At 75.0% G+C, this 22,403-nt stretch carries 17 protein-coding genes; 9 read left to right on the top strand and 8 right to left on the bottom strand.

All coding sequences use genetic code 11. From position 1 onward, the window contains the following. Positions 1–43: 43 nt before the first annotated feature. Both BSL84_RS04690 and BSL84_RS04685 read right to left on the bottom strand, forming a co-directional pair. Positions 44–649, bottom strand: a complete 606-nt coding sequence (locus BSL84_RS04690) for a TetR/AcrR family transcriptional regulator (protein WP_030031086.1) — start codon at positions 647–649, stop codon at positions 44–46. A 153-nt stretch (positions 650–802) separates the two neighbouring features. Further along, positions 803–2,866 (bottom strand): discoidin domain-containing protein, encoded by a 2,064-nt coding sequence (locus tag BSL84_RS04685; RefSeq protein WP_030031087.1) that lies wholly within the window; start codon positions 2,864–2,866, stop codon positions 803–805. 239 nt (positions 2,867–3,105) lie between these two features. On the opposite strand from BSL84_RS04685, the gene BSL84_RS04680 reads away from it, so the two are divergent. Then, a complete protein-coding gene (locus BSL84_RS04680) occupies positions 3,106–3,405 on the top strand; it encodes a hypothetical protein (protein ID WP_045320950.1) in 300 nt (99 codons plus the stop codon). Between the two features lie 46 nt (positions 3,406–3,451). Here the strand turns inward: BSL84_RS04680 and BSL84_RS04675 are convergent, their stop codons facing one another. After that, positions 3,452–4,660, bottom strand: coding sequence for a serine hydrolase domain-containing protein (locus BSL84_RS04675; protein WP_075969876.1), 1,209 nt, complete (start codon positions 4,658–4,660; stop codon positions 3,452–3,454). A gap of 335 nt (positions 4,661–4,995) precedes the next feature. Between BSL84_RS04675 and BSL84_RS04670 the strand changes: the two genes are divergently transcribed. After that, positions 4,996–5,349, top strand: coding sequence for a zinc ribbon domain-containing protein YjdM (locus BSL84_RS04670; RefSeq protein WP_045320948.1), 354 nt, complete (start codon positions 4,996–4,998; stop codon positions 5,347–5,349). Between the two features lie 93 nt (positions 5,350–5,442). Here BSL84_RS04670 and BSL84_RS04665 read toward each other — a convergent pair whose 3' ends face one another. Next, positions 5,443–6,606 carry an SLC13 family permease gene (locus BSL84_RS04665; RefSeq protein WP_075971977.1) on the bottom strand — a complete coding sequence of 388 codons (1,164 nt, stop codon included), beginning with the start codon at positions 6,604–6,606 and terminating at the stop codon, positions 5,443–5,445. Positions 6,607–6,892: 286 nt separating this feature from the next. On the opposite strand from BSL84_RS04665, the gene BSL84_RS04660 reads away from it, so the two are divergent. Continuing rightward, the gene (locus BSL84_RS04660; protein WP_075969875.1) at positions 6,893–8,443 is read left to right on the top strand and encodes an SDR family oxidoreductase; all 1,551 of its coding nucleotides are present in this window, start codon (positions 6,893–6,895) and stop codon (positions 8,441–8,443) included. Beyond that, complete coding sequence (locus BSL84_RS04655) at positions 8,440–9,816, top strand: cryptochrome/photolyase family protein (RefSeq protein ID WP_075969874.1); 1,377 nt, start codon at positions 8,440–8,442, stop codon at positions 9,814–9,816. The genes BSL84_RS04660 and BSL84_RS04655 overlap by 4 nt, the downstream gene beginning before the upstream one ends. On the opposite strand, the gene BSL84_RS04650 is transcribed toward BSL84_RS04655, so the two are convergent. After that, positions 9,747–10,805 (bottom strand): MerR family transcriptional regulator, encoded by a 1,059-nt coding sequence (locus BSL84_RS04650; RefSeq protein WP_045320945.1) that lies wholly within the window; start codon positions 10,803–10,805, stop codon positions 9,747–9,749. The genes BSL84_RS04655 and BSL84_RS04650 overlap by 70 nt on opposite strands. Before the next feature lie 152 nt (positions 10,806–10,957). On the opposite strand from BSL84_RS04650, the gene BSL84_RS04645 reads away from it, so the two are divergent. Together BSL84_RS04645 and BSL84_RS04640 are read left to right on the top strand one after the other, a co-directional pair. Next, positions 10,958–11,557, top strand: coding sequence for a sigma-70 family RNA polymerase sigma factor (locus BSL84_RS04645; RefSeq protein WP_045320944.1), 600 nt, complete (start codon positions 10,958–10,960; stop codon positions 11,555–11,557). A 69-nt stretch (positions 11,558–11,626) separates the two neighbouring features. Next, on the top strand, positions 11,627–12,262 hold the full coding sequence (locus BSL84_RS04640) for a TetR/AcrR family transcriptional regulator (protein ID WP_075969873.1): 636 nt from the start codon (positions 11,627–11,629) through the stop codon (positions 12,260–12,262). 35 nt (positions 12,263–12,297) lie between these two features. Here the strand turns inward: BSL84_RS04640 and BSL84_RS04635 are convergent, their stop codons facing one another. From BSL84_RS04635 to BSL84_RS04625, 3 genes are all read right to left on the bottom strand, one after another. Further along, on the bottom strand, positions 12,298–13,044 hold the full coding sequence (locus tag BSL84_RS04635) for a DUF2993 domain-containing protein (RefSeq protein ID WP_079273123.1): 747 nt from the start codon (positions 13,042–13,044) through the stop codon (positions 12,298–12,300). 8 nt (positions 13,045–13,052) lie between these two features. Beyond that, on the bottom strand, positions 13,053–15,341 hold the full coding sequence (locus BSL84_RS04630; protein WP_075969872.1) for an MMPL family transporter: 2,289 nt from the start codon (positions 15,339–15,341) through the stop codon (positions 13,053–13,055). 77 nt (positions 15,342–15,418) lie between these two features. Further along, positions 15,419–17,044 carry an alpha/beta hydrolase gene (locus BSL84_RS04625; protein ID WP_078848786.1) on the bottom strand — a complete coding sequence of 542 codons (1,626 nt, stop codon included), beginning with the start codon at positions 17,042–17,044 and terminating at the stop codon, positions 15,419–15,421. Positions 17,045–17,328: 284 nt separating this feature from the next. Here BSL84_RS04625 and BSL84_RS04620 point away from each other — a divergent pair, with 284 nt between their 5' ends. The 3 genes from BSL84_RS04620 (at position 17,329) to BSL84_RS04610 (ending at position 22,372) form a co-directional block, all read left to right on the top strand. Then, positions 17,329–18,492 carry a sensor histidine kinase gene (locus tag BSL84_RS04620; protein WP_051873259.1) on the top strand — a complete coding sequence of 388 codons (1,164 nt, stop codon included), beginning with the start codon at positions 17,329–17,331 and terminating at the stop codon, positions 18,490–18,492. After that, positions 18,480–19,139: a response regulator gene (locus BSL84_RS04615; RefSeq protein WP_045320943.1), complete on the top strand. Its 660-nt coding sequence runs from the start codon at positions 18,480–18,482 to the stop codon at positions 19,137–19,139. The genes BSL84_RS04620 and BSL84_RS04615 overlap by 13 nt, the downstream gene beginning before the upstream one ends. Before the next feature lie 104 nt (positions 19,140–19,243). Further along, positions 19,244–22,372, top strand: coding sequence for a helix-turn-helix transcriptional regulator (locus BSL84_RS04610; RefSeq protein ID WP_079273122.1), 3,129 nt, complete (start codon positions 19,244–19,246; stop codon positions 22,370–22,372). The last annotated feature ends 31 nt before the right edge of the window (positions 22,373–22,403 follow it).

Below are 22,403 nucleotides of genomic sequence, written 5' to 3'. Positions count from 1 at the left end.
CCCCACCCACCCCGTCCCGCCCGGGCACGGAAGGCGCCGCCGCTCAGGCGGGGGCCGGGGTGACGGTGAGGCCCGCCACATGGTCGGTGACCATGTCGAGGACGGCTTCGACGACCTCGGCGTCGCCGAGCACGAGGTGGTTGAGGGTCAGGCCGTCCGTCATGGCGGCCAGGTAGCGGGCCAGTACGGGTACCGGCACCCGCAGTTCGAAGGGCATGCGCCGGCGCAGCTGCTCGATGAGCTCGGTGTAGGTGTCGCAGTACAGCTCGTACTGGCGTCGCGCCAGGTGCTCGAACCCGGGCCGGCGCAGGGCGTACTGCGTGAGCTCGTAGGTGAGCATGTGCTCGCCCGGGTTGGCGGCGACATGGTCCCAGTACGCCTGGAAGCCGGCCCGGATGGTCTCCCGGAGGGTGGCCCTGGGCCGGATGGCCTCCCTCGCCACGGTGATGCCGTGCTCGGTGATCGCCACGATCACCGATTCCAGCAGCACCTGCTTGGAGTCGAAGCAGTAGTGGAAGACGCTCAGGGACACGCCGGCCTCCGCGCAGATCGAGCGCGTCGTCGCCCTGGCGACGCCGTCGCGGGCCATCACACGGATCGCCGCCTCGGTCAGCTGGCGGCGTCGCTCGGCCGACGGCATCCGTGCCATGGGCGTTCGGTCCCTTCGTTGCGCTCGGTGCCGTGCGCGGTGCTGCGGGGGCGGTGTTCCGGGTACCGGGGGTGCCGGGGGTGCAAAACGGCGGCCGGGGCCGGCCGGATCGGCGCGGATCCGGCCGGCCCCGGCCCCGGGGGCCGCGGGGCGTCAGCTGCTGTAGACGCCGACCTCGTAGAGCGAGTAGCCCCATTTCGTGCCGCGCTGCACGCCGTGGACGCGCACGTAGCGGGCCGTGGTACCGGTGAACAGCGCCGTGTCCAGACCGCCGTCACCGGTGGTGGTCGACCACGCGGACTGCCAGGTGCTGCCGTCGTTCGACAGCTCGACCCGGTAGGCCTGCCCGTGCGCCCGCTCCCAGTCGAGCGTGACGCGCTTGACCAGGTTGGCCGCGCCGAGGTCGATCTGGATCCACTGGTCGTCGCTCCAGTCGCTCGCCCAGCGGGTGCCCGTGTTCCCGTCGACGGCCCGGGACGGGGCGTAGCTGGTGAAGGGGTTCCACTCGGCGGAGCTGGCCGCCGTGGACGCGCCCGCGGCGAGGTTCACGCCGGCCTTGTGCTTCTCGGACGAGCCCCAGGTGGTGAGGTAGGACTCCGCTCCGCGGAAGAGGTCGTCGACCACGTCCTGGCCGCCGACGTTGCGGAGGTCCTCGATCCAGTCCGGGACCAGGCCGTAGTGCGCGGCGCCGTCGGTGTTGAGGTCCCAGGTGCGCTGTCCGGTGGTCTGCCTGTCGATGACGGAGCCGCCGTCGACGCTGCGGAACGGGTAGCGCACCGGGTTGGGGGTGTCGGCCCCGCGGGGGCCGGGCCAGCCGCCGACGCCGTTCATGTCGGTGCCGTAGCCGTAGCCGACGCCGTACTTGTCGCGCAGGGCGTTCTTGGCCTTGGCCTCCGCGCTGAAGCTCTCGGCCCCGTTCATGTACTGGGCGACGAACCCGCCGAGCTTGTAGAGCCGCTCGGTCCAGCTGTCGTCCATCCAGCCGTGCGAGGAGATGACGCCCGGGTAGGACTCGGACTCCAGGATGTCGAAGGCCCGGCCGGCGGCCTTGACGCTCATGTGGTCGATCTCCAGCATCATCTTGCGTTTCATCATCCCGCGCAGCGCGTACTCGCCGAGCGGGGTCAGGCCGCGGGTGTTGCACTGCGCGTCCGCCGCGTACGAGGGCACGGACACGCCCGCCGGGAGCTGCTTCTGCGCCTGCGGAGCGGCAGCGAGCCCGATGGGGTTGTCGTGCTGCGGGCCGGTGCACTTCTCCGTCTTCCAGAAGGTGCCGGTCGACAGGAACTGGCCCACGTTGATGGCGGTGCCGAGCGCGCCCTGGTCGAAGCGGACGCCGCACAGGGCGTTGTCGAACTTGTGGCAGAGGAACATGCTGCGCACGCCCAGCCGGTGCAGCTCGTCGAGGCCGCGGTCGACGTCCTCCTTGCTGCACTGCGCGATGTCGAGGATCTGCTTGCAACCGAAGGGCTCGGAGGTCTCGACGCCCAGGACGACGGCCAGCTTGCCCTGCTTGACGACCTCGCGGGCCTGGGCGGAGTCGGTGACGATGCGGAACCAGCCCTTTCCGGGGCCGCCGTACATCTTGTCGATGTAGGCCTGCATGTCGTACGTCTTCTGCGCCTCCAGCCGGATGGCGGTCATCTCGTCGCAGCTGCGGTCCTTGAAGAAGTAGACCGAGCAGATCACGCCGTTGGTGACGAGGTCGTTGACGAGTACGCGCTGGCCGCCGCGCCAGGCGCGTTCGACCCAGGCGTAGTAGTTCTGCTGGTGGGTCAGCGAGTCGTGGGCGGGCCAGTCCTTGAAGGTCGGCCAGCCGTTCGGGTCGTGCTTGCCGTCGCCGCCCTTGGTGATGAAGTCGAAGATCGCCAGGGTGCCGTCGGGGTAGTGCTCGGGGCAGTCCTTGAGCGCGTCGGCCACGCCCAGGTCGGAGAAGGGCTTGCCGCAGATGAGGCGGCCCCCGAAGCCCTCGTTGGACATCAGGTGGTCGTGCGCGTCGACGAAACCGCGCACCCGGCCCTGGGAGTCCGTGCCCTTGAAGGGTTCGCCGGTGATGTTGATGTCGGAGTCGGGTGCGGGCCGCGCCACCGGATTCCACCAGCCGGGGTCGGCGGCGGAGCTGGGCACGGGGCCGAGCACCATAGCCACCACGGCGAGGAGCAATGACAGGACCGCGATGGGGCTGCGCCTGGGGTGCGTGTGTCGGGAAATGGTCATCACTCACGTCTTCGGTCAGCGGATGGCGCGGTGGAGGAACCGGACCCGTTCGGGGACGAGGCGGCCGCACGACCGCCAACTTGTCATGAACCCGCAAACGGTGGTCCGAGAATCGCCACTGCCGCCGACGGAGTCAAGAGTCCGGGACGGATGACCTGATGATTCGTCAGTAACGGCCGGCCGTGCCGGTCCGGCGTGGCCGGCCGGCGGGAGGCCCGGGCACCGCCTACCGTCGAGCCATGAGTGCGATGGCGGTGGTGTACGAGGTCGAGGACCCGGTGGCGGCGCACCCCGGCGGGCCGGTGGCGGGCGGCGGGGAGGCGGTCGTCGTACGCGTGCACGCGGCGCCGGCGGCGCCCGGGATGCCCGGTGCCCCCGGCCCGCGGACCTTCTGCGGCAGGGACACCTTCGCGATGCGGGCCGCCGGCGGCCCGCCGCCGGCCGGGCAGCCCGCGGGACAGCCCGGCGCGACGTGGTACGAAGCGCGGTACGCGGACCGGGTCTGCCCCGCGTGCGACGACGCGGTGGGCACCGACTGAGGAGCCGGGCCGCGGGAGCGTGCCGGCCGGGCCCGCCGGGCGGAGGTCAGCGCGCGTTGTGCTCGGGCAGGTCCATCTCGGCCGGGGCGATGCCGAAGCCGCGCGCGCCCTTCTTCTCGGTCCGCTTTCCGCAGAACGCGGCTTCCAGGGTGCCGCCGAGCGCCGTGTTGGCCTCGCCCCTGTTCGAGGTGTTCGCCATCGCGGAGAGGCTGCGGCGGCCGTCGCGCGTGGAGAAGGCGTAGGTGTAGAAGCCCTGCACCGTGCCCGTGTGCCCGTAGACCGACGTGCCGCAGGAGAGGTCGTAGCGGCGCAGGCCCAGTCCGTAGAACCGGGTGTTCGTGGTGTCCGTCGGGGTCGCGGTGACCATGGCGTCCAACAGCTTCGGCGACAGCAGCCGGCCGCGGAGCAGCGCCGACGTGAAGGTGTTCAGATCGGCCGGGCTGGAGATCACCGCACCGGCGGACTGCGCCCACGACACCGTCTGCTCGGTGGAGTCGACCAGCGGCGCGCCCGCCTCGTCCGGGTGCAGGTAGCCGCGCGCGTGGAGCCCCTTGATCTTGGTGTCGGGGTGCACGTACGAGGTGTTGCGCAGGCCGAGCGGCTTGAAGATGCGCCGCTCGTACTCCTGGCCGACCCGGTTGCCCGTGGTCTTCTCGATCAGCATGCCGACGACGGTGAAGTTGGTGTTCGAGTACTTGTAGGCCACCCCGGGCTCGGTGGTCCTGGGCTCGCGCAGCGAGAGGTCCAGCAGCTCCTGGTAGCTGAACACCCGGTTGCGCACGGCCTCGAAGCCGGGGACGGTGTGCTCGAACATGGCGTCGGTGTAGTCGGCCAGTCCGCTGCGGTGGGTCAGCAGGTGGCGCACGGTGATCCGGTCGTCGGGCAGCAGTCCGGGCAGGTGGCGGTTGACCGGGGCGTCCAGGTCGATCTTCTTCTCGCCGACCAGCTGGAGCAGGACCACGGAGGAGAAGGTCTTGCTGACGCTGCCGATCCGGAAGCGGGCCTGCGGGTCCATGGCCGCGCCCGTGCTCCTGTCGCGTACGCCGACGGATCGCGTCCGGACGCCGTCGGGTCCGCTGAAGCGGGCCATGGCGCCGGGCGCACCGGCGGCCGTCGTGTTGCGCAGCGCCTGGGCCAGCGCTTCGAGATCGGGGGCGGTCCCGGCCGCCCGGGCGGTGGTCGCGGGGGCGACGGCGGCCGTCACGGCGAGCAGGGCGGCGGACAGGGCGAGGCGTCGGTTCAGGGACAGCGGCACGGTGTTCCTCTGGTCGGTGGTCAGTCGGCGGCAAAGGGCGGGGGCGTCGCGGACGCCCGGAGGCGTGAACGCGACGCGCCCAGAAGGATCATCGGCCAGAAGCGGCGGCGGCGTGAGCGCAACGCGCTGTTCCACGACGGCAGTTCCGGCAGCCGCGGGGACTTCCGGCCTACTTCCGGCGTGTGGATCCTCCCGGTGGCGGGCAGGGGAACGCCGGACGCGGGCCCTGCCCGCCGTGCCCGCTCCCCGCCTTCTCCCCGGCCGGGCGGGCCCGTCGAGCGAGCCCGGACCGGCGGGGCGACCTGGGGCGATGGGGGCTGAAATATACTGGCGGGGTGACTGAGAACTCCTTGCCCGCCTGTCCCGAGTGCGCGGGAACCTACGCCTACGAGATGGGCTCCCTGCTGATCTGTCCCGAGTGCGGGCACGAGTGGCCGCTCGCCGCCGGGCCGGACGAGGCGTCCGAGGAGCGGGTGATCAAGGACGCGGTCGGGAACGTGCTGGCCGACGGGGACACCGTGACCGTCGTGAAGGGCCTGAAGGTCAAGGGCAGCCCGACCGGGATCAAGGCCGGCACCAAGGTCCGCAACATCCGCCTCGTCGACGGCGTGGACGGCCACGACATCGACTGCCGGATCGAGGGCTTCGGGCAGATGCAGCTCAAGTCGAGCGTCGTCCGCAAGGTCTGAGACGGCCTGGGGCGGGCGGCGGGCGGCGGGCGCCTGGCTCCGCGGTGCCCGTCGCGACGGTCATCCCCGCCGGCGCGGCCGCCGGCGACCGGCTCAGGACGCGGCGGCCAGCGCCAGCGTCGCCGACAGGGTGCCGGCGACCGAGAGGACCAGCCCCGTACCGAGGAAGCGGCGCAGCTCGATGCGGGTGCCGTGCCAGCGGCACCGCTCGAACCACAGCAGGGTGGCCAGCGAGGCCCACGGTGTGACGACCGGGCCGACGTTGACGCCGACGAGCAGTGCCAGCAGCTGGTGGTGGTTGGCCTCGGGGACGGCAGCCTCGCCCGCCAGGTACGCCGGCAGGTTGTTGAGCACGTTGGAGAAGCCCGCACCGACCGCGGCCGACCGCAGCATGCCGGCGAAGTCGTCGTCCGAGCCCATCGCCGCGGCCAGGAGGTCGTGCAGCCCGTGCGCGTTCACGGTCTCCACGACCAGGAACATCCCCGGGACCAGGACGAGCAGCCGCCACGGGATCAGCGACAGCCGCAGCGCGCCGCGGTCGCGGACCGCGAAGGCCGCCAGCACGACGAGCGCGGCCGCCGTCGACGCCGACCACAGCGGTACGTCGGCCAGGAGCAGCGCCACCAGGAAGCCGCCGCACGCCAGGGCGGCCACCCGGAACAGGACCCGGTCCCTGGGCCGCGGCGGCTCCGGAGGCACGTAGCTGACCGCACCGCGCCGGCCCGGGCGCCAGTAAAAGCCCCACAGGCAGCCCATCGTCACCGCTATGGCGGCCAGCTGTGGAGCCCACAGGGTGGCGGCCATCTGCGACGGTGCCAGCGCCACCCGGTCCGCGGCGAGCAGGTTCGTCAGGTTCGACACGGGCAGCAGCAGGCTCGCCGTGTTGGCCAGCCACACCGTGGTCATCGCCAGCGGCAACGGCGCGATCCCCACCCGGGCCGCCAGCGCCAGCATCACCGGGGTCAGCAGGACCGCCGTCGTGTCCAGGTTCAGGGTGATGGTGGTGACGGAGGCGAACACGACGCAGAGGCAGAAGAGCAGGGCGTAGTGGCCGCGCCCCACACGCGCCACCCAGGTGGCGACCACGTCGAACACCTCCGCCCTGCCGGCCAGTTCGGCCAGCACGATGACGGTGGCCAGGAACACCACCAGCGGACCGACGCGTTCCATGACGTCCCCGGCGGGCGCACGCGGCAGCAGACCGGTGGCGACGCAGAGCACACCGAGCGCGAGCAGCCCGCCGGCCAGCAGGTCCAGGGGGTGCGGACGCCTCAGGAGAGACACGGCGGAGGAGACGGCGGAAGACACGGCGGAAGAGTCGCACAGAGCCGCGCCCGGGCGGCAGGCGGCCCCGGCCGGAACCGGGGAGGCCTCCGCCCGCACTGGCCGGTCTCGGCGTCGAGTCCGCGCAGGTCGCCGCCGTCCACCGGACCCCTCGGGCACAGGGCACACGGCCATCCGGCGTACCCCGCATCCGTCCCGCCCGCCGGCGCGGAAGAGATCAGGGAACCACCCCGGCCGACGGCGGAAACGGAGCACCCCCATGACCGACACACAAGGGCACCCGGCCCGGCCCCCCGGCCCGCCGCCCCCCGGTTCGCTGTGCCTGGTCACCGGCGCCACCGGCTACATCGGCGGCAGGCTCGTCCCCGAGCTGATCGCCGCCGGACACCGCGTCCGCTGCCTCGCCCGCACCCCCGGGAAGCTGCGCGACCACCCCTGGGCGGACCAGGCGGAAATCGTCCGCGGCGACGTCACCGACGCCGCGTCGCTCGCCGAGGCCCTGCGAGGCGTCGACGCCGCCTACTACCTCGTACACGCCCTCGGCAGCGGACGCGACTTCGAGGAGACCGACCGCCGGGCCGCACGCACCTTCGCCGACCAGGCACGCGCCGCCGGCGTACGCCGCATCGTCTACCTCGGCGGACTCGTCCCGCGCGGGGTCCCCGACCGAGACCTCTCGCCCCACCTGCGCTCCCGCGCCGAGGTCGGCCGCATCCTCCTCGACTCCGGCGTGCCCACCACCGTGCTCCGCGCCGCCGTCATCATCGGCTCCGGCTCGGCGTCCTTCGAGATGCTCCGCTACCTCACCGAGCGGCTGCCCGTGATGGTCACCCCCAGCTGGGTGCGCACCCGCATCCAGCCCATCGCCGTCCGCGACGTGCTGCGCTACCTGGTCGGCAGTGCCACGATGCCCGCCCACGTCAGCCGCGCCTTCGACATCGGCGGCCCCGAAGTCCTCACCTACCTCGACATGATGCGACGCTACGCCGACGTCGACGGACTGCCCCGGCGGCTGATCCTGCCCGTGCCGGTCCTCACACCGCGCCTGTCCAGCCACTGGGTCGGTCTGGTCACCCCCGTGCCCCGGTCCATCGCCCGACCGCTCGCCGAGTCCCTCAAGTACGAGGTCGTCTGCGACGAGCACGACATCGCCGACTGGGTGCCCGACCCACCCGGCACCCCGATCCCCTTCGACCGGGCGCTCTCGCTCGCCCTGCAGAAGGTCCGCGACGCCCAGGTCGACACCCGCTGGTCCTCCGCCTCCGTGCCCGGCACGCCCAGCGACCCGCTGCCCACCGACCCCGACTGGGCCGGAGGCAGCCTGTACACCGACGTTCGCGAGCGCACCGTCGACGCCCCGCCCGAGGCGCTGTGGCGGGTCGTGGAGGGCATCGGCGGCGAGAACGGCTGGTACTCCTTCCCGCTCGCCTGGGCCGTCCGCGGCTGGCTCGACCGCCTCGTCGGAGGCGTCGGACTGCGCCGGGGCCGGCGCGACGCAGCCCGCCTGCGGATCGGCGACTCCCTGGACTTCTGGCGGGTCGAGGAGATCGAACGGGGGCGGCTGCTCCGGCTCCGGGCCGAGATGCGGCTCCCCGGCCTCGCCTGGCTGGAGATGTACGCCGAGCACGACGACGAGGGCCGTACGCGGTACCGGCAGCGGGCGCTCTTCCACCCCAGGGGCCTCGCCGGCCACGCCTACTGGTGGAGCGTCTCGCCCTTCCACGCCCTCGTCTTCGGCGGTATGGCCCGCAACATCGCGCGCACCGCGGAAGCGGCGGCCGGCGGCACCGGCACGGGGGCGGCGTCATGAGCGCCACGGTCGTCCTGTACACCTCTGACCTGCGGGTCCACGACCATCCGCCGCTGCGCGCCGCGCTCGGCCCGCACCACGACACCGTCCCGCTCTTCGTCCGCGACCCGGCGGTGGACCGGGCCGGCTTCGCCGCGCCGAACCGCCTCGCCTTCCTCGCGGACTGCCTCGCCGACCTCGACGAGGGGCTGCGGAGGCGGGGCGGCAGGCTCGTCGTCCGCTCGGGCGACCCCGTCGACGAGGTGTGCGCCGTCGTACGGGAGGCCGACGCCGACGAGGTGCACACGGCCGCCGGATGCAGTGCCTTCGCCCTGCGCCGCGAGCAGCGGCTGCGCCGGGCACTGGAGGCCGACGGCCGCCGCCTCTACGTCCACGACGCGGTCGTCACCGCCCTGCCGGCCGGCGCCGTGACACCGAGCGGATCCGATCACTTCGCCGTGTTCACGCCGTACTTCAGGCGCTGGTCGGGAGAGCGGCTGCGGCCGCCGCTCGCGGCTCCGCGCGTGGTGCGGGTGCCGTCCGGCGTCCGCTCCGACCCCCTCCCCGCCCGGCCGGCCGGGGAAGCCCTCTCGGCGGGCCTGGCGCGCGGAGGCGAGTCCGAGGGCCGCAAGCGGCTCGCGCAGTGGCTCGACCGGCACGCCGACGCCTACGAGGAGCACCACGACGACCTCGCCGCCGACCTCACCTCCCGCCTCTCCCCGTACTTCCACTTCGGCGCGCTGTCGGCGGCCGAGGCCGTGCACCTGGCCCGTGACCGGGGCGGCCCGGGCGCCGAGGCCTTCGTACGGCAGCTGTGCTGGCGCGACTTCAACCACCAGCTCCTCGCCGCCCGTCCCGCCGTCGCGTACGCCGACTACCGCACCCGGGGCGACCGCTGGCGGCGCGGCCCGCAGGCGGAGGCAGACCTGCGGGCCTGGCAGGACGGCCGCACCGGCTATCCCGTCGTGGACGCGGCCATGCGCCAACTCGCCCACGAGGGCTGGATGCCCGGCCGCGGCAGGCTGCTCACCGCCTCGTTCCTGACCAAGACGCTCTACCTCGACTGGCGCGCCGGAGCCCGCCACTTCCTGGACCTGCTGGTCGACGGGGACGTCGCCGACAACCAGCTCAACTGGCAGTGGGTGGCCGGCACGGGCACCGACAGCCGCCCCAACCGGGTCCTCAACCCGGTGATCCAGGGCAAGCGCTACGACCCGGAGGGGGAGTACGTACGCCGGTGGGTGCCCGAACTCGCGCAGCTGCGTGGCTCCCGGATCCACGAGCCGTGGAAGCTGGACGGCCCCGAGCGGGCCCGGTACGACGGCTACCCCGAGCCGCTGATCGCACTCCCGGACGGCCTGGCCCGCTTCCGCAGGGCACGCGGTCTGGACTGATCGGGGACGGCGGGCCGCCCCGCCCCCGCCGTGCCGCACAGCCCGCGCAGCAGGTCCAGGGCGTCCCGCAGCCCGCCGGGCCGCAGTGTTCCAGGGGCGAGGGGCTGCCCGGCCCAGCCCGGCCCCGTCGGCAGCACGGCGGGCCGGGCACGGGCCCCCCGGACGCCCCACACGGTGTCGGCGACGTGCCGGGCCAGCGCGGAGTTCGCGGTCGACCGGGCCTGGGACCAGAGCACCACCGCGGCGGGACCGGTCCTGCGTACCGCCTGGTCGAGCGCGTCGGGCGGTACGGCCGGACCGAACATCAGCGTGGGCACGCCCAGTTCGGCCAGTCCCGCGGCCAGCGCCTCCAGGGCGAGGGTGTGCTGCTCGCCCGGCACGCAGGCCAGCAGCACCGGCGGTACGCCGGCCCTCGCCCCGGCGGGCGGCGGCACGGCGGCGCGGCGCAGCGCGCTCGACACGTGCCAGGACAGCAGGTGCTCCACCTCCACGTACCGGTCGCCCGAGGTCTCCCACTTGCGGCCCACGGCGTGCAGGGTCGGCGCCATCACCTCCTCCCAGGCGGTGACCAGGCCGTACCGGGCGATCACTGAGGCCAGCAGGTCGTCCACGGCCCAGGCGTCGAGGCGTACCGCGGCCCGCCCCAGACCGCGGCACTCCTGCCGTACGGCGCCCAGGGGCAGGCCGTTGCCCGATCCGGGCGGCCGCCGGGCCGGGCGGGGGAGCGGTTCCCGGCCGGCGGGAGGCGCGGGCGCCGGACCGGCGAGGGCGGCCCGCGCGGCCTCCGCGGGCGGTATCCCCGACGAGGTCAGCCGGCACATCTCGTGCAGGACGGCGAGGTCCCCGGGGGCCCACCTCCGGTGCCGGCCGTCCTCGCGGGCGGCCGGTCCTATGCCGTAGCGCCGGTCCCAGGAGCGCAGGGTCGTCGGGGAGACGCCCAGGCTGCGAGCCACCGCCCCCGTGGTCAGGCCGTGTGCGGAATCCGTCATGGATCCATGATGCGACGCACAACCGATGCGAGTGGTGCACAGGCGCGCACCGCCCGAACCTGGAGGGGCCCGCCCCGGCCTCCGGCCCCGGCGCGGAGCCCCCGCTCCCCGATCCGGCCCGGCCGACCCGACACCCCGTAGGAGCAGCCGACATGACCGCCCGGAGCGCCACCGTCCAGCCGTCCCCCGCGACCGCGGACGCCCTGCCCGACCACGAGGTCGCCGAGGGCTTCGTACGCGGCGACGAGCAGTGCCTGACCGCCGCCTACCGCCGCTGGGGCGGCCTCGTCCAGGCCCTGGCGGCCCGTACGCTCGGCGATCCCCGAGAGGCCGAGGACGTCAGTCAGCAGGTGTTCCTGGCCGCCTGGCGGGGACGGGCCGGCTACCGGCCGGAGCGCGGCACCTTCCCCGGCTGGCTCGTCGGCATCACCCGGCGGAAGATCGCCGACGCGCTCGCGGAGCGCACCCGGCGCCTCGCCCTGGTCACCGCCGCCGGCGTGGCGCTGCCCGGGCCGGACGAGCCCGCCGCCGGCCCCGAAGCCGTCCTGGACCGGCTGCTGATCAGCGGAGAGCTGGCGCAGCTGCCCGGCCCGCAGCGTGAGGTGCTGGCCATGGCCTTCTACGGGGACCTCACACAGACGCAGATCGCCGAGCGCACGGGGATGCCGCTGGGCACGGTCAAGAGCCACACCCGGCGGGGCCTGCACCGGATGCGCCACCGCTTCGCCGCCGCGGCCCCGGCCCGGCCGTGATCCGCCGGGCCCCCGGGCCGTGCCGCGGGTGCGAAGATACCGGCGAGGCGTACGGCGGAGGGAGCAGCGGTGGCGGAGGCGGACGAGCGGGCGCCCGGGCCTGCGCCGGCGCGGGTGGACGGGCGGACCGAGCGCGGACGCCGTACCCGGGACAGGATCGTCGACGCGCTGCTCGACCTGCTGGACGAGGGCGTCGTGGAGTTCCCGGCCGAGCGGGTCGCCGAGCGTGCGGGTGTCTCGCGCCGGCTGGTCTTCCACCACTTCGCCGACATGTCCGAGCTGGTGGACCTGGCCATCACCCGGAGGCTGGAGCAACTGGCCGATCAGATCAGGCCGTTGCCCGTGACCGGTCCCCGCCGGGTCCGGGTGGAGGCACTGGCCGAACAGCGGGCGCGGATCCTGGAGTGGATCACCCCGGCGCGGCTGACGCTGATGCGGATCGACCACCCGTCCCCGCGTATCCAGCAGGTCACGGACGAGGCGTTCGCGGAGGCGCGGCGCAAGGTCGCGGAGGTCTTCGCGGAGGAGCTCGGCCGCCTGGACGCGAACCGTGCGTCCGAACTCCTCGACGGCCTGGACGCCGTCACCACCTGGGGGGCCTGGCACCACTGGCGCTCCGGCGGGAAGAGCCCGCGGCAGGCGCGCGCGGCGATGGAGGCCACCGTGCTGAACCTGCTGGCGGCGGGCGACCACCCGCGCGCGTGAGGCGGCGGGTGGCCGCGAGCCGCACGGGCACGCCCTCAGACCTCGCGGACGTCCTCGGCCCACGCGGTCACCGTCACGCCGTCGGCGCCCACCGACACACCCGAGGGCCGCAGGCCCAGGGGCAGCGCGGGCAGCGTCCGGGCCTGCCGCCTGAGCGCCTGCGCGATGAGCGGACTCGACGGGTCCAGGGGCCGGCCGGCCACCGAGGCGGCCGTGGGGCGCAGGGAGACGACACCCCCGTGGAGTTCCACGCCCGCCGTCAGCACGACGGGGGCGCCCATCACGGTACGGCGGACGAGGAGTTGGCCGTTGCCCGCATCCGAGATCCGGGTGTCGCCGTCCGGTCCGCCGCCCAGCGAGGAGAAGGGAGCGGTGAAACGGGCGGACGCGGAGCCGGCCGTGAAGCCGCCGCCCTCGCGGGTGACGTTGTGGAGGGTGACGTCGGCCTTGACCGGGCTGCCGCCTTCGGTCGTCGCGTCCGCCCGCACCCGCACCCCGGGGTAGGTCTCGCGGGCGGCCTGGAGGAGGAAGGGCAGCCCCTCGATGGACACGTCCGGACGTCCGGCGAGCCGGGTCTGCCGCTCGCTGATCCGGTCCGCGAGCCGGCTCTCGGCCAGGCCGCGGGCCACCGAGTCGGCGACGGGCAGCGCGAGCAGGGGTACGGCGGCCAGGCAGACCGCGAGCAGGGCGCGGCGGCGCCCGGAGCGGGGCGGCCGGGCGCCGGGCCGGGCCGTGCGGCGGCCCGCGGTGTCGCCGGGCCGCGCGGTGGTGCGGGGGAGCATGGGCAACCTCACCGGGTGGGAAGGGGGCTGGCGGGGGTGTCGTCAGAGTCCCTACTTTGACGACACCCCCTGGTGGCGGTGGCCCCGCCGGACGCGGGCGCGGCGGTACCGGGCCGGCCGGCCGGCAGGGTGTGGGCGCTGCCCTCGATGTCGAGCTCGGGCAGGATCCGGTCGAGGCGGCGCGGCAGCCACCACCCCCGGTCCCCGAGCAGCGCCATGGTGGCGGGGACCAGCAGCCCGCGTACGACCGTGACGTCGAGGGCGACGGCCGCGGCGAGCCCGGTACCGAACATCTTCACCACGGGGTCGTCCGAGAGCAGGTAGGCGAGGAAGACGCTGACCATGATCAGCGCGGCGGAGGTGATGATCCGGCCGGTCGAGGCGAGGCCCGCGACCACGGCCCGCCGGCTGTCGCCGCCCGCCAGCCACTTCTCGCGCACCGAGGTCAGGAGGAACACCTCGTAGTCCATGGACAGGCCGAACAGGACGGCGAACATCACCAGCGGTACGTAGCCGGGCACGGGCACCGGGCCTTCCAGGCCGATGAGCCGTGCGCCCCAGCCCCACTGGAACACCGCGGTGAGCACCCCGTAGGCGGCGGCCACCGACAGCAGGTTCAAGGCGGCGGCCTTCAGCGCGAGCAGCGGTGAGCGGAAGGCGGCCAGGAGCAGCAGTCCGGCCACGAGCACCACGGTCGCGATCACGGTGGGCAGCCGGTCCGCGAGGCGGTCGTTGAGGTCGGTGACGGCGGCCGCGGCTCCTCCGACGTGTGCCGTCCCGGCGCCGCCGCCGGCGGTGGCGGCGGGCAGTGTGCCCTCGCGCAGGTCGGCGACCAGCCGGGCGGTCGCCGGGTCGCCGGGGCCGGTGGCGGGCGTGACCTGCCAGCGGACGGTTCGGCCGTCGGCGCTGAGCTGCGGCGGGCTGACCGACGCCACGCCGGGGGTCGCGGCCAGGGCGGAGGACACCGCGGCCACCCGGGTGTCCTGCGGGCCGGCGGCGGGCGCGGACAGCCTGTCGGTCACCTGGAGGGGGCCGTTGACACCGGGCCCGAAGGCGTCCGAAAGCTGCTGGTAGGCGGTACGGCCGGCCGAGCCGGCGGGCTTGTCCCCGGCGTCGAGCTGCCCGAAGGTCAGCTGGGTGGCGGGGGCGGCGAGCAGCAGGAGCAGGGCGAGGCCGGCAAGGAGGTGGCGCCAGGGCCGGGCCGTGACGCGTTCGGCGATCCGCTGCCAGCCGCGGCCGGTGGGCGCGTCCTTCCCGTCCTGTCCGGCGGGGCCGCCCTGCTCACGGGCCGCGCCGAGGAACCGGGCCAGCAGGCTCAGCAGGGCGGGCAGCAGGGTGAGGGTCGCGGCCACCGCGACGAGCACCGCGATCGCCGGCGCCAGCGCCAGGGCGCGCAGCAGCGGCAACCCGCCCAGTGCGAGCCCGGCCAGCGCGGCGATCACGGCGCACCCGGCGAAGGCGGAGGCCTTCCCGGCGGTGGCCGTGGCCAGGGCGGCGGCCTCGGCGGCCGGTACGCCCCGGCCGCGGAACTCACGGAAGCGGGTCAGGCAGAACAGCGTGTAGTCGATGCCCACGCCGAGGCCGATCATCGCGGCGATGGTGGTGCCGGAGGACGGCATGTCCATGAGGTGCCCCGCCAGGCCGATGGCGGCCACCGACGCGATCAGCCCGGTGACCCCGATGACCAGGGGCAGACCGGCCGCGGCCGCCCTGTGGAAGCCGGCGAACAGGATCACGGCGGCGGCCCCCAGGCCGATGAGTTCGCTGTGTCCGGTGTCCGGCCGGTCCACGGCGGCCGCCAGGTCGCCGCCCGGGGTGACCTCGATCCCGGCGGCCTCCGCCGGTCCGGCCGCGTCGGTGATCCGCTCGGCGACCTCGGGGGTGATGTCGCGGCCGGTGACGTCGAGCCCCACGGTGACGTAGGCGGTGTGCCCGTCGCGGCTCATCGCGGCGGCCCCGGCGCCCTCGTAGGGCACGGCCACGCTCACCACGTGCGGCACCTCGGCGATCGCCCGGGCGCTGCGCTCGACGGCCTCCCGGGCGTCGTCGCCGGTCAGGACCGGGCCGTCGGGTCCGGTCCGCAGGACGAGCGGCTGACCGCCGGAGGCCGGGCCGGGGAAGGCCGCCGCCGCGGTGTCGAGCGCGGCCTGGCTGTCGCTGCCCGGGATGGCCACCGCCTCGCTGGTCGCCCGGCCGTGCGCCATGACGGTTCCGTCGAGCAGGAGGAGCAGCAGTATCCAGGCGGCTGCCACCCGTTTGGGCCGGCGGGCGCACCAGCGCCCCAGCGTGAGGAACATCCGGGCCCTCCGTGATCCGAAGACAACATCTTGCACTCGCCGTGCAGTTTTACGTTTGCACTGGGAGTGCAAGAATGTCAATCGGAGGAGGGGCCGCCCCCGCAGGTCCTGTCCTGCTTCGGCAGCCTTCCGGAGGCGAGGTAGGCGTTCACCGCGTCGTCGACACAGGCGTTGCCGTACTCGCCGTACAGCCCGTGCCGGTTGGCGCCCTCCAGGGTGACCAGCTTCGAACTCGGCAGCTGCCGGTGCAGCCTGACGCTGCTCCGGTAGGTGGTGCGCGGGTCTCCGGTGGCCGCGACGATCAGTGCGGGGACGTCGCGCCGCACCCGGGTGGGCTCCTCCCGCGGCCGGTCCCAGAACGCGCAGGGCCCGATGTTGTTGGTGAACGGCCCGAACAGCGGGTGCGCGGCGCGGCTGCGCTCGATGTCGCGCCAGTAGGTCTCGGGATCGCGCGGAGCGGCGGTGTCCCCGCAGAGGATCGCGGCCTGGACGCCGCCCGACCGCGCCTGCTCCCCGCCCAGCGTGTGGCGGAGCAGTTGCGCGAAGTCCGGCGACAGCGGCGCGTCCTGACCCTGTGCCGCCCTGGCCAGGACGGACACCAGCTCGGAGAGGTCGCTCCGCGCCGTGTCGGTGTCGTCGGCGATACCCATGAAGAGGAGCAGCGGGACGTGCGTGTCGTCGAGCCGGAAGAGGTCCGGGGCGGTGCCGACGGTCAGCGGCCCCCGCGCCGACGCCGCCACGACCGCGTCGACGGTGGCGAGGACCTCGGCGCGGGTGCGGCCCAGCCCGTAGGCGTCGTGGCGGCCGGCGGCCCAGGCGGCCCAGTCCGACAGCGCCCGTTCGTTCTCGTGCTCGGTGCCCCGCATCAGCCGGGCCTTGTAGTCGTCGGGGGCGAGGGCCCCGTCCAGGACGACCCGGTCGTGGCGTCCGGGGAACATCTGCGTGTAGACCGTGCCCAGGTAGGTGCCGTAGGAGTAGCCCAGGTACGAGATCTTCCGCTCGCCGAGCGCGCCGCGGATGACGTCCATGTCGCGGGCGGTGTTGCGGGTGCCGGCGTGGGGCAGCACCGAGGCGCCGGCCGCGCGGCACTTGGCGGCCAGGTCCTTCTGGAGGGCGACCTGGCGGTCGAAGCCGGCCCGGCCGGAGCCCGCCGAGAGCCATGCCGTGCCGATCGGCCAGCCGCAGTCCAGCGGAGTGCTGCGGCCGACGAACCGCGGGTCGAAGCCGATGATGTCGTAGCGGGCACCGACCTCCTTCATCGCCTTGCGGATGTGCGGCGGGGACTCGACGGCGGTGCCGCCGGGGCCGCCGTTGTTGAGGAGGACGGCGCCGATACGGCGGCGGGTGTCGGTGGCCTTGAGCCGGGAGATCGCGACGGTGATCGTGCGGCCGCGGGGCTCCGCGTAGTCCAGTGGGACGGTCACGCCGGCGCACTGCACGCCGGCCCTGTCCAGGTCGTGGCCGGTCGTGTCGTCCGGGCCGGTGGCACAGCTCCCCCAGGCGAGGCGCTGCCGGTGGTAGCGGTCGAGGCCGTCCGCGCCGCCGTGCGCCGGGGCCGCAGCGTACGCCGCCGGGACCGCGCCGGCCAGTAAGGTCACGGCCAGAGCGGGCGCCAGGGCGGGCGTCAGGGCGTACCGCCGGACGCGGCCGGGCCGGACCGGTCCGGAACCGCCGCCGCTCTCGGTGTGCTGTCCATGTGTCATACACGTGGACGCTACGAACGGGGGTGGGGTCACCACACTCCGGCTGACCACCGAAGCGCGGTGCGGCTACCCCCACCGACGCTCGTGCCGCGGATCGGGTATCGGCCGAGTACCGGTGCCGGCCGTCCGGGACGCGCCTTTCCGACGCGTACCCGCTCGGGCAAGATGCCTGGTGTCACTGGCAATTGCGGGCTCCGCGGCATTGTCCGTCCCACGGGAACGGCCGGTAGACCGTGGTGCCCACGGCTCGGCGAGGGGTGGTCCTGGCGTTGCGGTCCTTACAGATGCGCCGCATACGAGCGCTGCGCGCGACGACCTCCGTCGGGTCGGGGCTGCACCGGGCCCAGTCCTTCCTGGTCGTGGCCACCCTGCTCTACCGGGGCAGCCACCTCACCGTCGCCGTCATGGCCGTCGCCCACCGCCCGTGGAACCTGCCCCTGCACCACCTGGGCCTCGCCGCGGCCCTGGGGCTCAGCGCACTGGCCTACGGCACGGCACTGCGCCGCGGCTGGTTCGACCGGCGGCACATCTGGGCCGACATCCTCGTCACCGGATGCGTCCTGCCCCTGGCCCTGTGCGCCTGGGGAGGCGTCCGCGAACCGCCCACCATCGCCTGGGCGATGCTGCTCGGCGGATCGGCCAGTGCCGCCGCCGCCATCTCCCTCGAACGCCTCCACGCCATCGCCGCGGTCGCACTCCTCGTAGTGACCCACTTCATCGGCTACCAGGCCGTCGGAGCGACCCCGGCCGTCGTCGTCGGCCACCTCAACTCGCTGGTCTCGTCCGCCGTGATGACCTGGGCCTTCCGCTGGTACCTGCTCAGGCAGGGCCGTCTCCTCGACGAGGCCAACGACCGCGCGCTGCGCGCGGAGGCGCACAGGGCGCGCTACGCCGAACGCCTCGAACACCACCGGGCCCTGCACGACACCGTCCTCGCGACCCTGACCACCCTGGCCGCCGGCACCGTCGACGCCAACGCGCCCGAGGTGCGCCGCCGGTGCGCCCGCGAGGCCGACTACCTGCGCCGGCTGATCCAGCAGACCGCCGACGAGGTCCACCACCGGGAGATCGGCGCCGCCCTGGAGGAGGCCGTCGCCTCCGTGGAGAGCCTCGGGCTGCGGGTCACCGCCCAGTACCACGCCCTGCCGCAGGTACCGCCCGAGGTCGCCGCCGCCCTGGGACACGCCGCACGCGAAGCCCTCAACAACGTACGGCGGCACGCGGGCACCGGCCACGCCTACCTCACCGCCACCGCCGACCCGGACGGCGGCGGCGCGGCCGTCGTCACCGTGGTCGACCGCGGCCCGGGCTTCGACCCCGCGCGGTGCGAGCCCGGCCTCGGCCTGCGCGGCTCGGTCCACGGCCGGATGGCCGAGGCGGGGGGCCGGGCGACCGTGGACACCGCCCCCGGCGACGGCGTACGGGTGGAGCTGAGATGGCCCGGGTGACCAGCGTCGCGGTGGTCGACGACGACCGGATGCTCCGCGACGGACTGCGGTCCTGGCTCGGCGGCGTACCGGACCTGCGGCTCGTCGCGACCGCCGGCACCGTCGGCGAACTCCTCGCGGACCACGGCCGGCCCGGCGCCCCGCACGAGCCCCCGGCCGACGTCGTCCTCCTCGACCTCGTGCTGCGGGACGGCTCGGACCCCGTCGACAACATCCGCAGGCTGCGACGCACCGGGAGCCGCGTCCTCATGATCAGCACGGTGCCGGACCGGTCCCGGATCATCGAGGCGATCCGGGCCGGGGCCGACGGATACCTGACCAAGGACCACGACCTGCCGACCCTCGCCGCCGCCGTCCAGGACCTGGCGGAGGGCCGGGGCACCCCCTCCATGGAACTCGCCTTCGCCTGCGCCTACGACGACAGCCCCGCCCGCCCCCGGCTGTCACCCCGCGAACGGCAGATCCTGCTCGACTACGCGTCCGGCATGACCCTGAAGTCCGCGGCCCGGCGGGCCGGTATCACCGTCCACACGGCCAAGGACTACCTGGACCGCGTCAAGGCCAAGTACCAGCAGGCCGGCCGCCCCGCCTACACCAAGCTCGACCTCGCCCAGCGCGTACGGGAGGACAGCCTCGACGGGGGCTGACCCCCGGCGCAAGCCCCCCAAACGGACGGCTTCAACGGGGGCCGCGCCTCTCGTACGGTCGTCCCGGCGGCGCCTCGGACGGCCCGTCGGGGAGGGGAGAGCCGGTGACCGCACTCAGGTCGGGGGGGCCGGCGGGGCCGGCCGGGGACCGCACCGCCACGGGCCGTACCGCCACGGGCCGTACCGCCACGGGCCGTACCGCCACGGACCGTACCGCCGCGGGCCGCGTCTGCGGTCCGCGTGCGGGGCGGGGCCCTCTCGTCGGGCGTACGGCCGAGACGGCACGCATCGCGGACGCACTGGCCGCCGCCCGGTCCGGGCGGGGCGAAGCCCTGTTCGTCACCGGCGAGCCCGGCGTCGGCAAGACCAGGCTCGCCACCGCGGCCCTCACCGAGGCCGCCGCCGCGGACATGGTCACCGTACGGGGGCGGGCCGGCACCGTCGGCCCGCCCGTCCCCTACCGCCCGCTCGTCGAGGCACTGCTCCTGCTCGCCCGCGCCGGACTGCTGCCCGACCCGGACGAACTTGGCCGCTACGGCCCCGTCTTGACACGCCTGCTGAGCGACCCCCCGGCCGCGGAGGAGGCCCTGGGCGAGGCGGCCACACCGGGCGCCGCGGTCACGGCGGGCGCCGCGGACCGGGTACCGTCGCCGCTCACCGTCGCCGAGACCATGCTGTGCCTGCTCGGCGCCGTGGGCCGGCGGCGGGGCTGCCTGCTCGTCCTGGACGACCTCCACGACGCCGACGCCGGCACCCTGGCCGTCGTCGACTACCTCCTCGACCACATCGGGCACCAGCCGGCCGTACTCCTGCTCGTCGCGGGGCGCACCCCCCGCGCCGCGGCCGAACTGGCCCTGCGCGCCCGCCGGCGGGAGGCCGCCGCGACCCTCGACCTGGCCCCGCTGAACCACTCCGACGTGCGCCTCCTCGTCGCGGCCGAGCTGGGCGTCGCACAGGAGGACGTCTGCCCCGAGCTCCTGCACCGCGCGGTGGCCGACAGCGGCGGAATCCCGTTCGTCGTCAAGGAACTCGTCCACGACCACACCGACCGCCCCACCCGCCACGGCGCCCCGGCCCCGTCCGTACCCTCCGCCGTCGCCGACGACGTCAGGCGCCGGACCGCCCCCCTCGGGCCGCTCGGCACCCGGTTCCTGGGCACGGCCGCCCTGTTCGGCCGGAGCTTCCCCCTGCCCGTGGTGGAGCACGCCATGGGCGTCGACCACACGGCCCTGTCCGAGGTCCTGCGCGCCGCCCTCGCCTCGTCCCTGATCACACCGGACGCGACGCCGGGCACCCAGTGGTACGCCTTCCGCTGCCCGCCGGCGGCCGAGGTGCTCCTCGCCGACCTCGGGCCGGGCGAACGCGCCCGGTACGCGCGCAGTGCGGCGCGCGCCCTTGCCCACCTGCACCCGGGACTGCCCGGACCCTGGCGCGCCCACGCCGCCCGGCTGCACGAACACGCCGGCGAAACCCTCGAAGCCGTGCGCCTGTACTGCGAAGCGGCGCGATGGGCGGCGGACGGCCCCGCTCCCCTACAGGCCTCGGAGCAAGCTTCGGAGCAGGTCCTGCGGCAGGCCCCGGACCCGTCCCGGCAGGAGGCCCTGGAACTGCTCACCAGCGCCCACCGCCTCCTCGAACCCGGCACCGCGGCACCCGGACTCCACGCCACGGTGCTGGAACAGCTGCTGGACGCCGTCGCCAGGTCGGGCCGCCTCGACCGGTTGCCGGTCGAGGCGGCCGCCGACACCCTTCCCGCCGCGCACCGCGCCGCGGTCCACGCCCGGCTCGGCGCCATCGCCACCCTGGCCGGCCGGCCCGCCGAAGCCCTGCGCCACGTCGACACCGCCCGCTCGCTGCTCCCCGGCCGTACCGACGAGGGCCGCCACACCGCCCTCGTGGAACTCGCCGCGGCCCACGCCGAGCTGGGCGGGCCCGCCCCCGACCGGCTGCACACCGCCACCGGACTCGCCCGCCGGGCCGTGGAGGCCGCCCGGGCCGGCGACCGGCCGGACGCGGAGTGCGCGGCCCTGCTGCTGCTCGGCCAACTGGCCCGGAACCAGGACGAGTCCGCGGCGATCGCCCACTTCCAGCGCGCCCGCGCGACCGCCCTCGCCCGCCGGCTCCCCGCACCGCGCGCGGCGGCCGAGGTACAGCTGGCCGTCACCGCCGCCGGACACGACGAGCGGCCGACCCGCCTGGAGCGGGCCCTCCGGGAGGCCCGGCACCGGGGTCTGCTGCCCACCGCGCACGAGGCGGGCTTCGCCCTGGCACTGGAGCACGTCCGGCGGTGCGACTTCGACGCGGCCGGCGACGTGATCACCGAGTGCATGGCCGAGGCCCGCGGCCTCGGGCTGGACCGGGCCCTCGCCCTGTTCCGGCTCGCCGACGCCGTACGGCACGCACACCAGGGGAGCCGCGCCGAGACGGGCGCCGCGCTGGAGCGGCTGGACCCCCTCCTCGACGCCGCACCCGGCCTGCGCGCCATGTCGTACGGACTGGCCCGGGCCTTCAGCTCGCTGCTGCAGGAGCGGCACGACGCAGCGGAGGAGGAGATCGCCCGCGCGCTCGCCTACGACACCGAGAACCCGGCCGCCGGTGACTTCGGCCGACACGGCATCGCCGTACTCCTCGGCGTACTGGCCGGACGCATGGGCCGGCGGCACTGCTCCGGCCTCGCCGCCGCCGGCGCCGGCGGCACCCGCTGGAACCGCCAGTTCACCGGCCTCGCCCACGCCGTGCTCCTCGGCCGTGAGGGGCACCGCGAACAGGCTGCGGCCGCCGCGGACCAGGCGCTGGCGGCGGCCGCCCCGTACCCCATGGCCCGCCGCCTGTGCCTGCGGCTGGTGGCCCGCCCCGCCTACGACGACGGCTGGGGCACGCCCGTAGAGTGGCTGCGCGAGGCCGAGGAGTACTTCCACGCCGCCGGCCACCACCAGGCCGCCGCCGCCGGCCGGGCCCTGCTGCGCGGGATGGGCGCGTCCGTCCGGCAGCGGCGCACCGGCACCGAGCAGGTGCCGCCGCACCTGCGCAGGTCCGGTGTCACCGTCCGCGAGTTCGAGGTCGCCCGGCTGGTCGCGGAACGGATCAGCAACAGGGACATAGCGGGCCGACTGCACATCTCGCCGCGCACCGTCGAGAAGCACGTGGCGAGTGTCCTGCAGAAGACCGGCCACCCCAACAGAGCGGCCTTCGCCACAGCTGCCCGCGACCTCGTCCCCCGGGTGCCGGCCTGACGGGCGCGGGTGGCGCGGGCGGGGCACGGCC

The sequence above is a fragment of the Streptomyces sp. TN58 genome (assembly GCF_001941845.1).
Taxonomy (GTDB): Bacteria; Actinomycetota; Actinomycetes; order Streptomycetales; family Streptomycetaceae; genus Streptomyces.
This window is presented reverse-complemented; position numbering and strand designations above follow the sequence as displayed.

What these genes read in the sequence shown, in the direction of transcription:
- BSL84_RS04690 (WP_030031086.1), bottom strand. Translation starts at nt 649, where the DNA reads ATGGCACGGATGCCGTCGGCCGAGCGACGCCGCCAGCTGACCGAGGCG.
- BSL84_RS04685 (WP_030031087.1), bottom strand. Translation starts at nt 2,866, where the DNA reads ATGACCATTTCCCGACACACGCACCCCAGGCGCAGCCCCATCGCGGTC.
- BSL84_RS04680 (WP_045320950.1), top strand. Translation starts at nt 3,106, where the DNA reads ATGAGTGCGATGGCGGTGGTGTACGAGGTCGAGGACCCGGTGGCGGCG.
- BSL84_RS04660 (WP_075969875.1), top strand. Translation starts at nt 6,893, where the DNA reads ATGACCGACACACAAGGGCACCCGGCCCGGCCCCCCGGCCCGCCGCCC.
- BSL84_RS04655 (WP_075969874.1), top strand. Translation starts at nt 8,440, where the DNA reads ATGAGCGCCACGGTCGTCCTGTACACCTCTGACCTGCGGGTCCACGAC.
- BSL84_RS04650 (WP_045320945.1), bottom strand. Translation starts at nt 10,805, where the DNA reads ATGACGGATTCCGCACACGGCCTGACCACGGGGGCGGTGGCTCGCAGC.
- BSL84_RS04645 (WP_045320944.1), top strand. Translation starts at nt 10,958, where the DNA reads ATGACCGCCCGGAGCGCCACCGTCCAGCCGTCCCCCGCGACCGCGGAC.
- BSL84_RS04635 (WP_079273123.1), bottom strand. Translation starts at nt 13,044, where the DNA reads ATGCTCCCCCGCACCACCGCGCGGCCCGGCGACACCGCGGGCCGCCGC.
- BSL84_RS04630 (WP_075969872.1), bottom strand. Translation starts at nt 15,341, where the DNA reads ATGTTCCTCACGCTGGGGCGCTGGTGCGCCCGCCGGCCCAAACGGGTG.
- BSL84_RS04625 (WP_078848786.1), bottom strand. Translation starts at nt 17,044, where the DNA reads ATGACACATGGACAGCACACCGAGAGCGGCGGCGGTTCCGGACCGGTC.
- BSL84_RS04620 (WP_051873259.1), top strand. Translation starts at nt 17,329, where the DNA reads ATGCGCCGCATACGAGCGCTGCGCGCGACGACCTCCGTCGGGTCGGGG.
- BSL84_RS04615 (WP_045320943.1), top strand. Translation starts at nt 18,480, where the DNA reads ATGGCCCGGGTGACCAGCGTCGCGGTGGTCGACGACGACCGGATGCTC.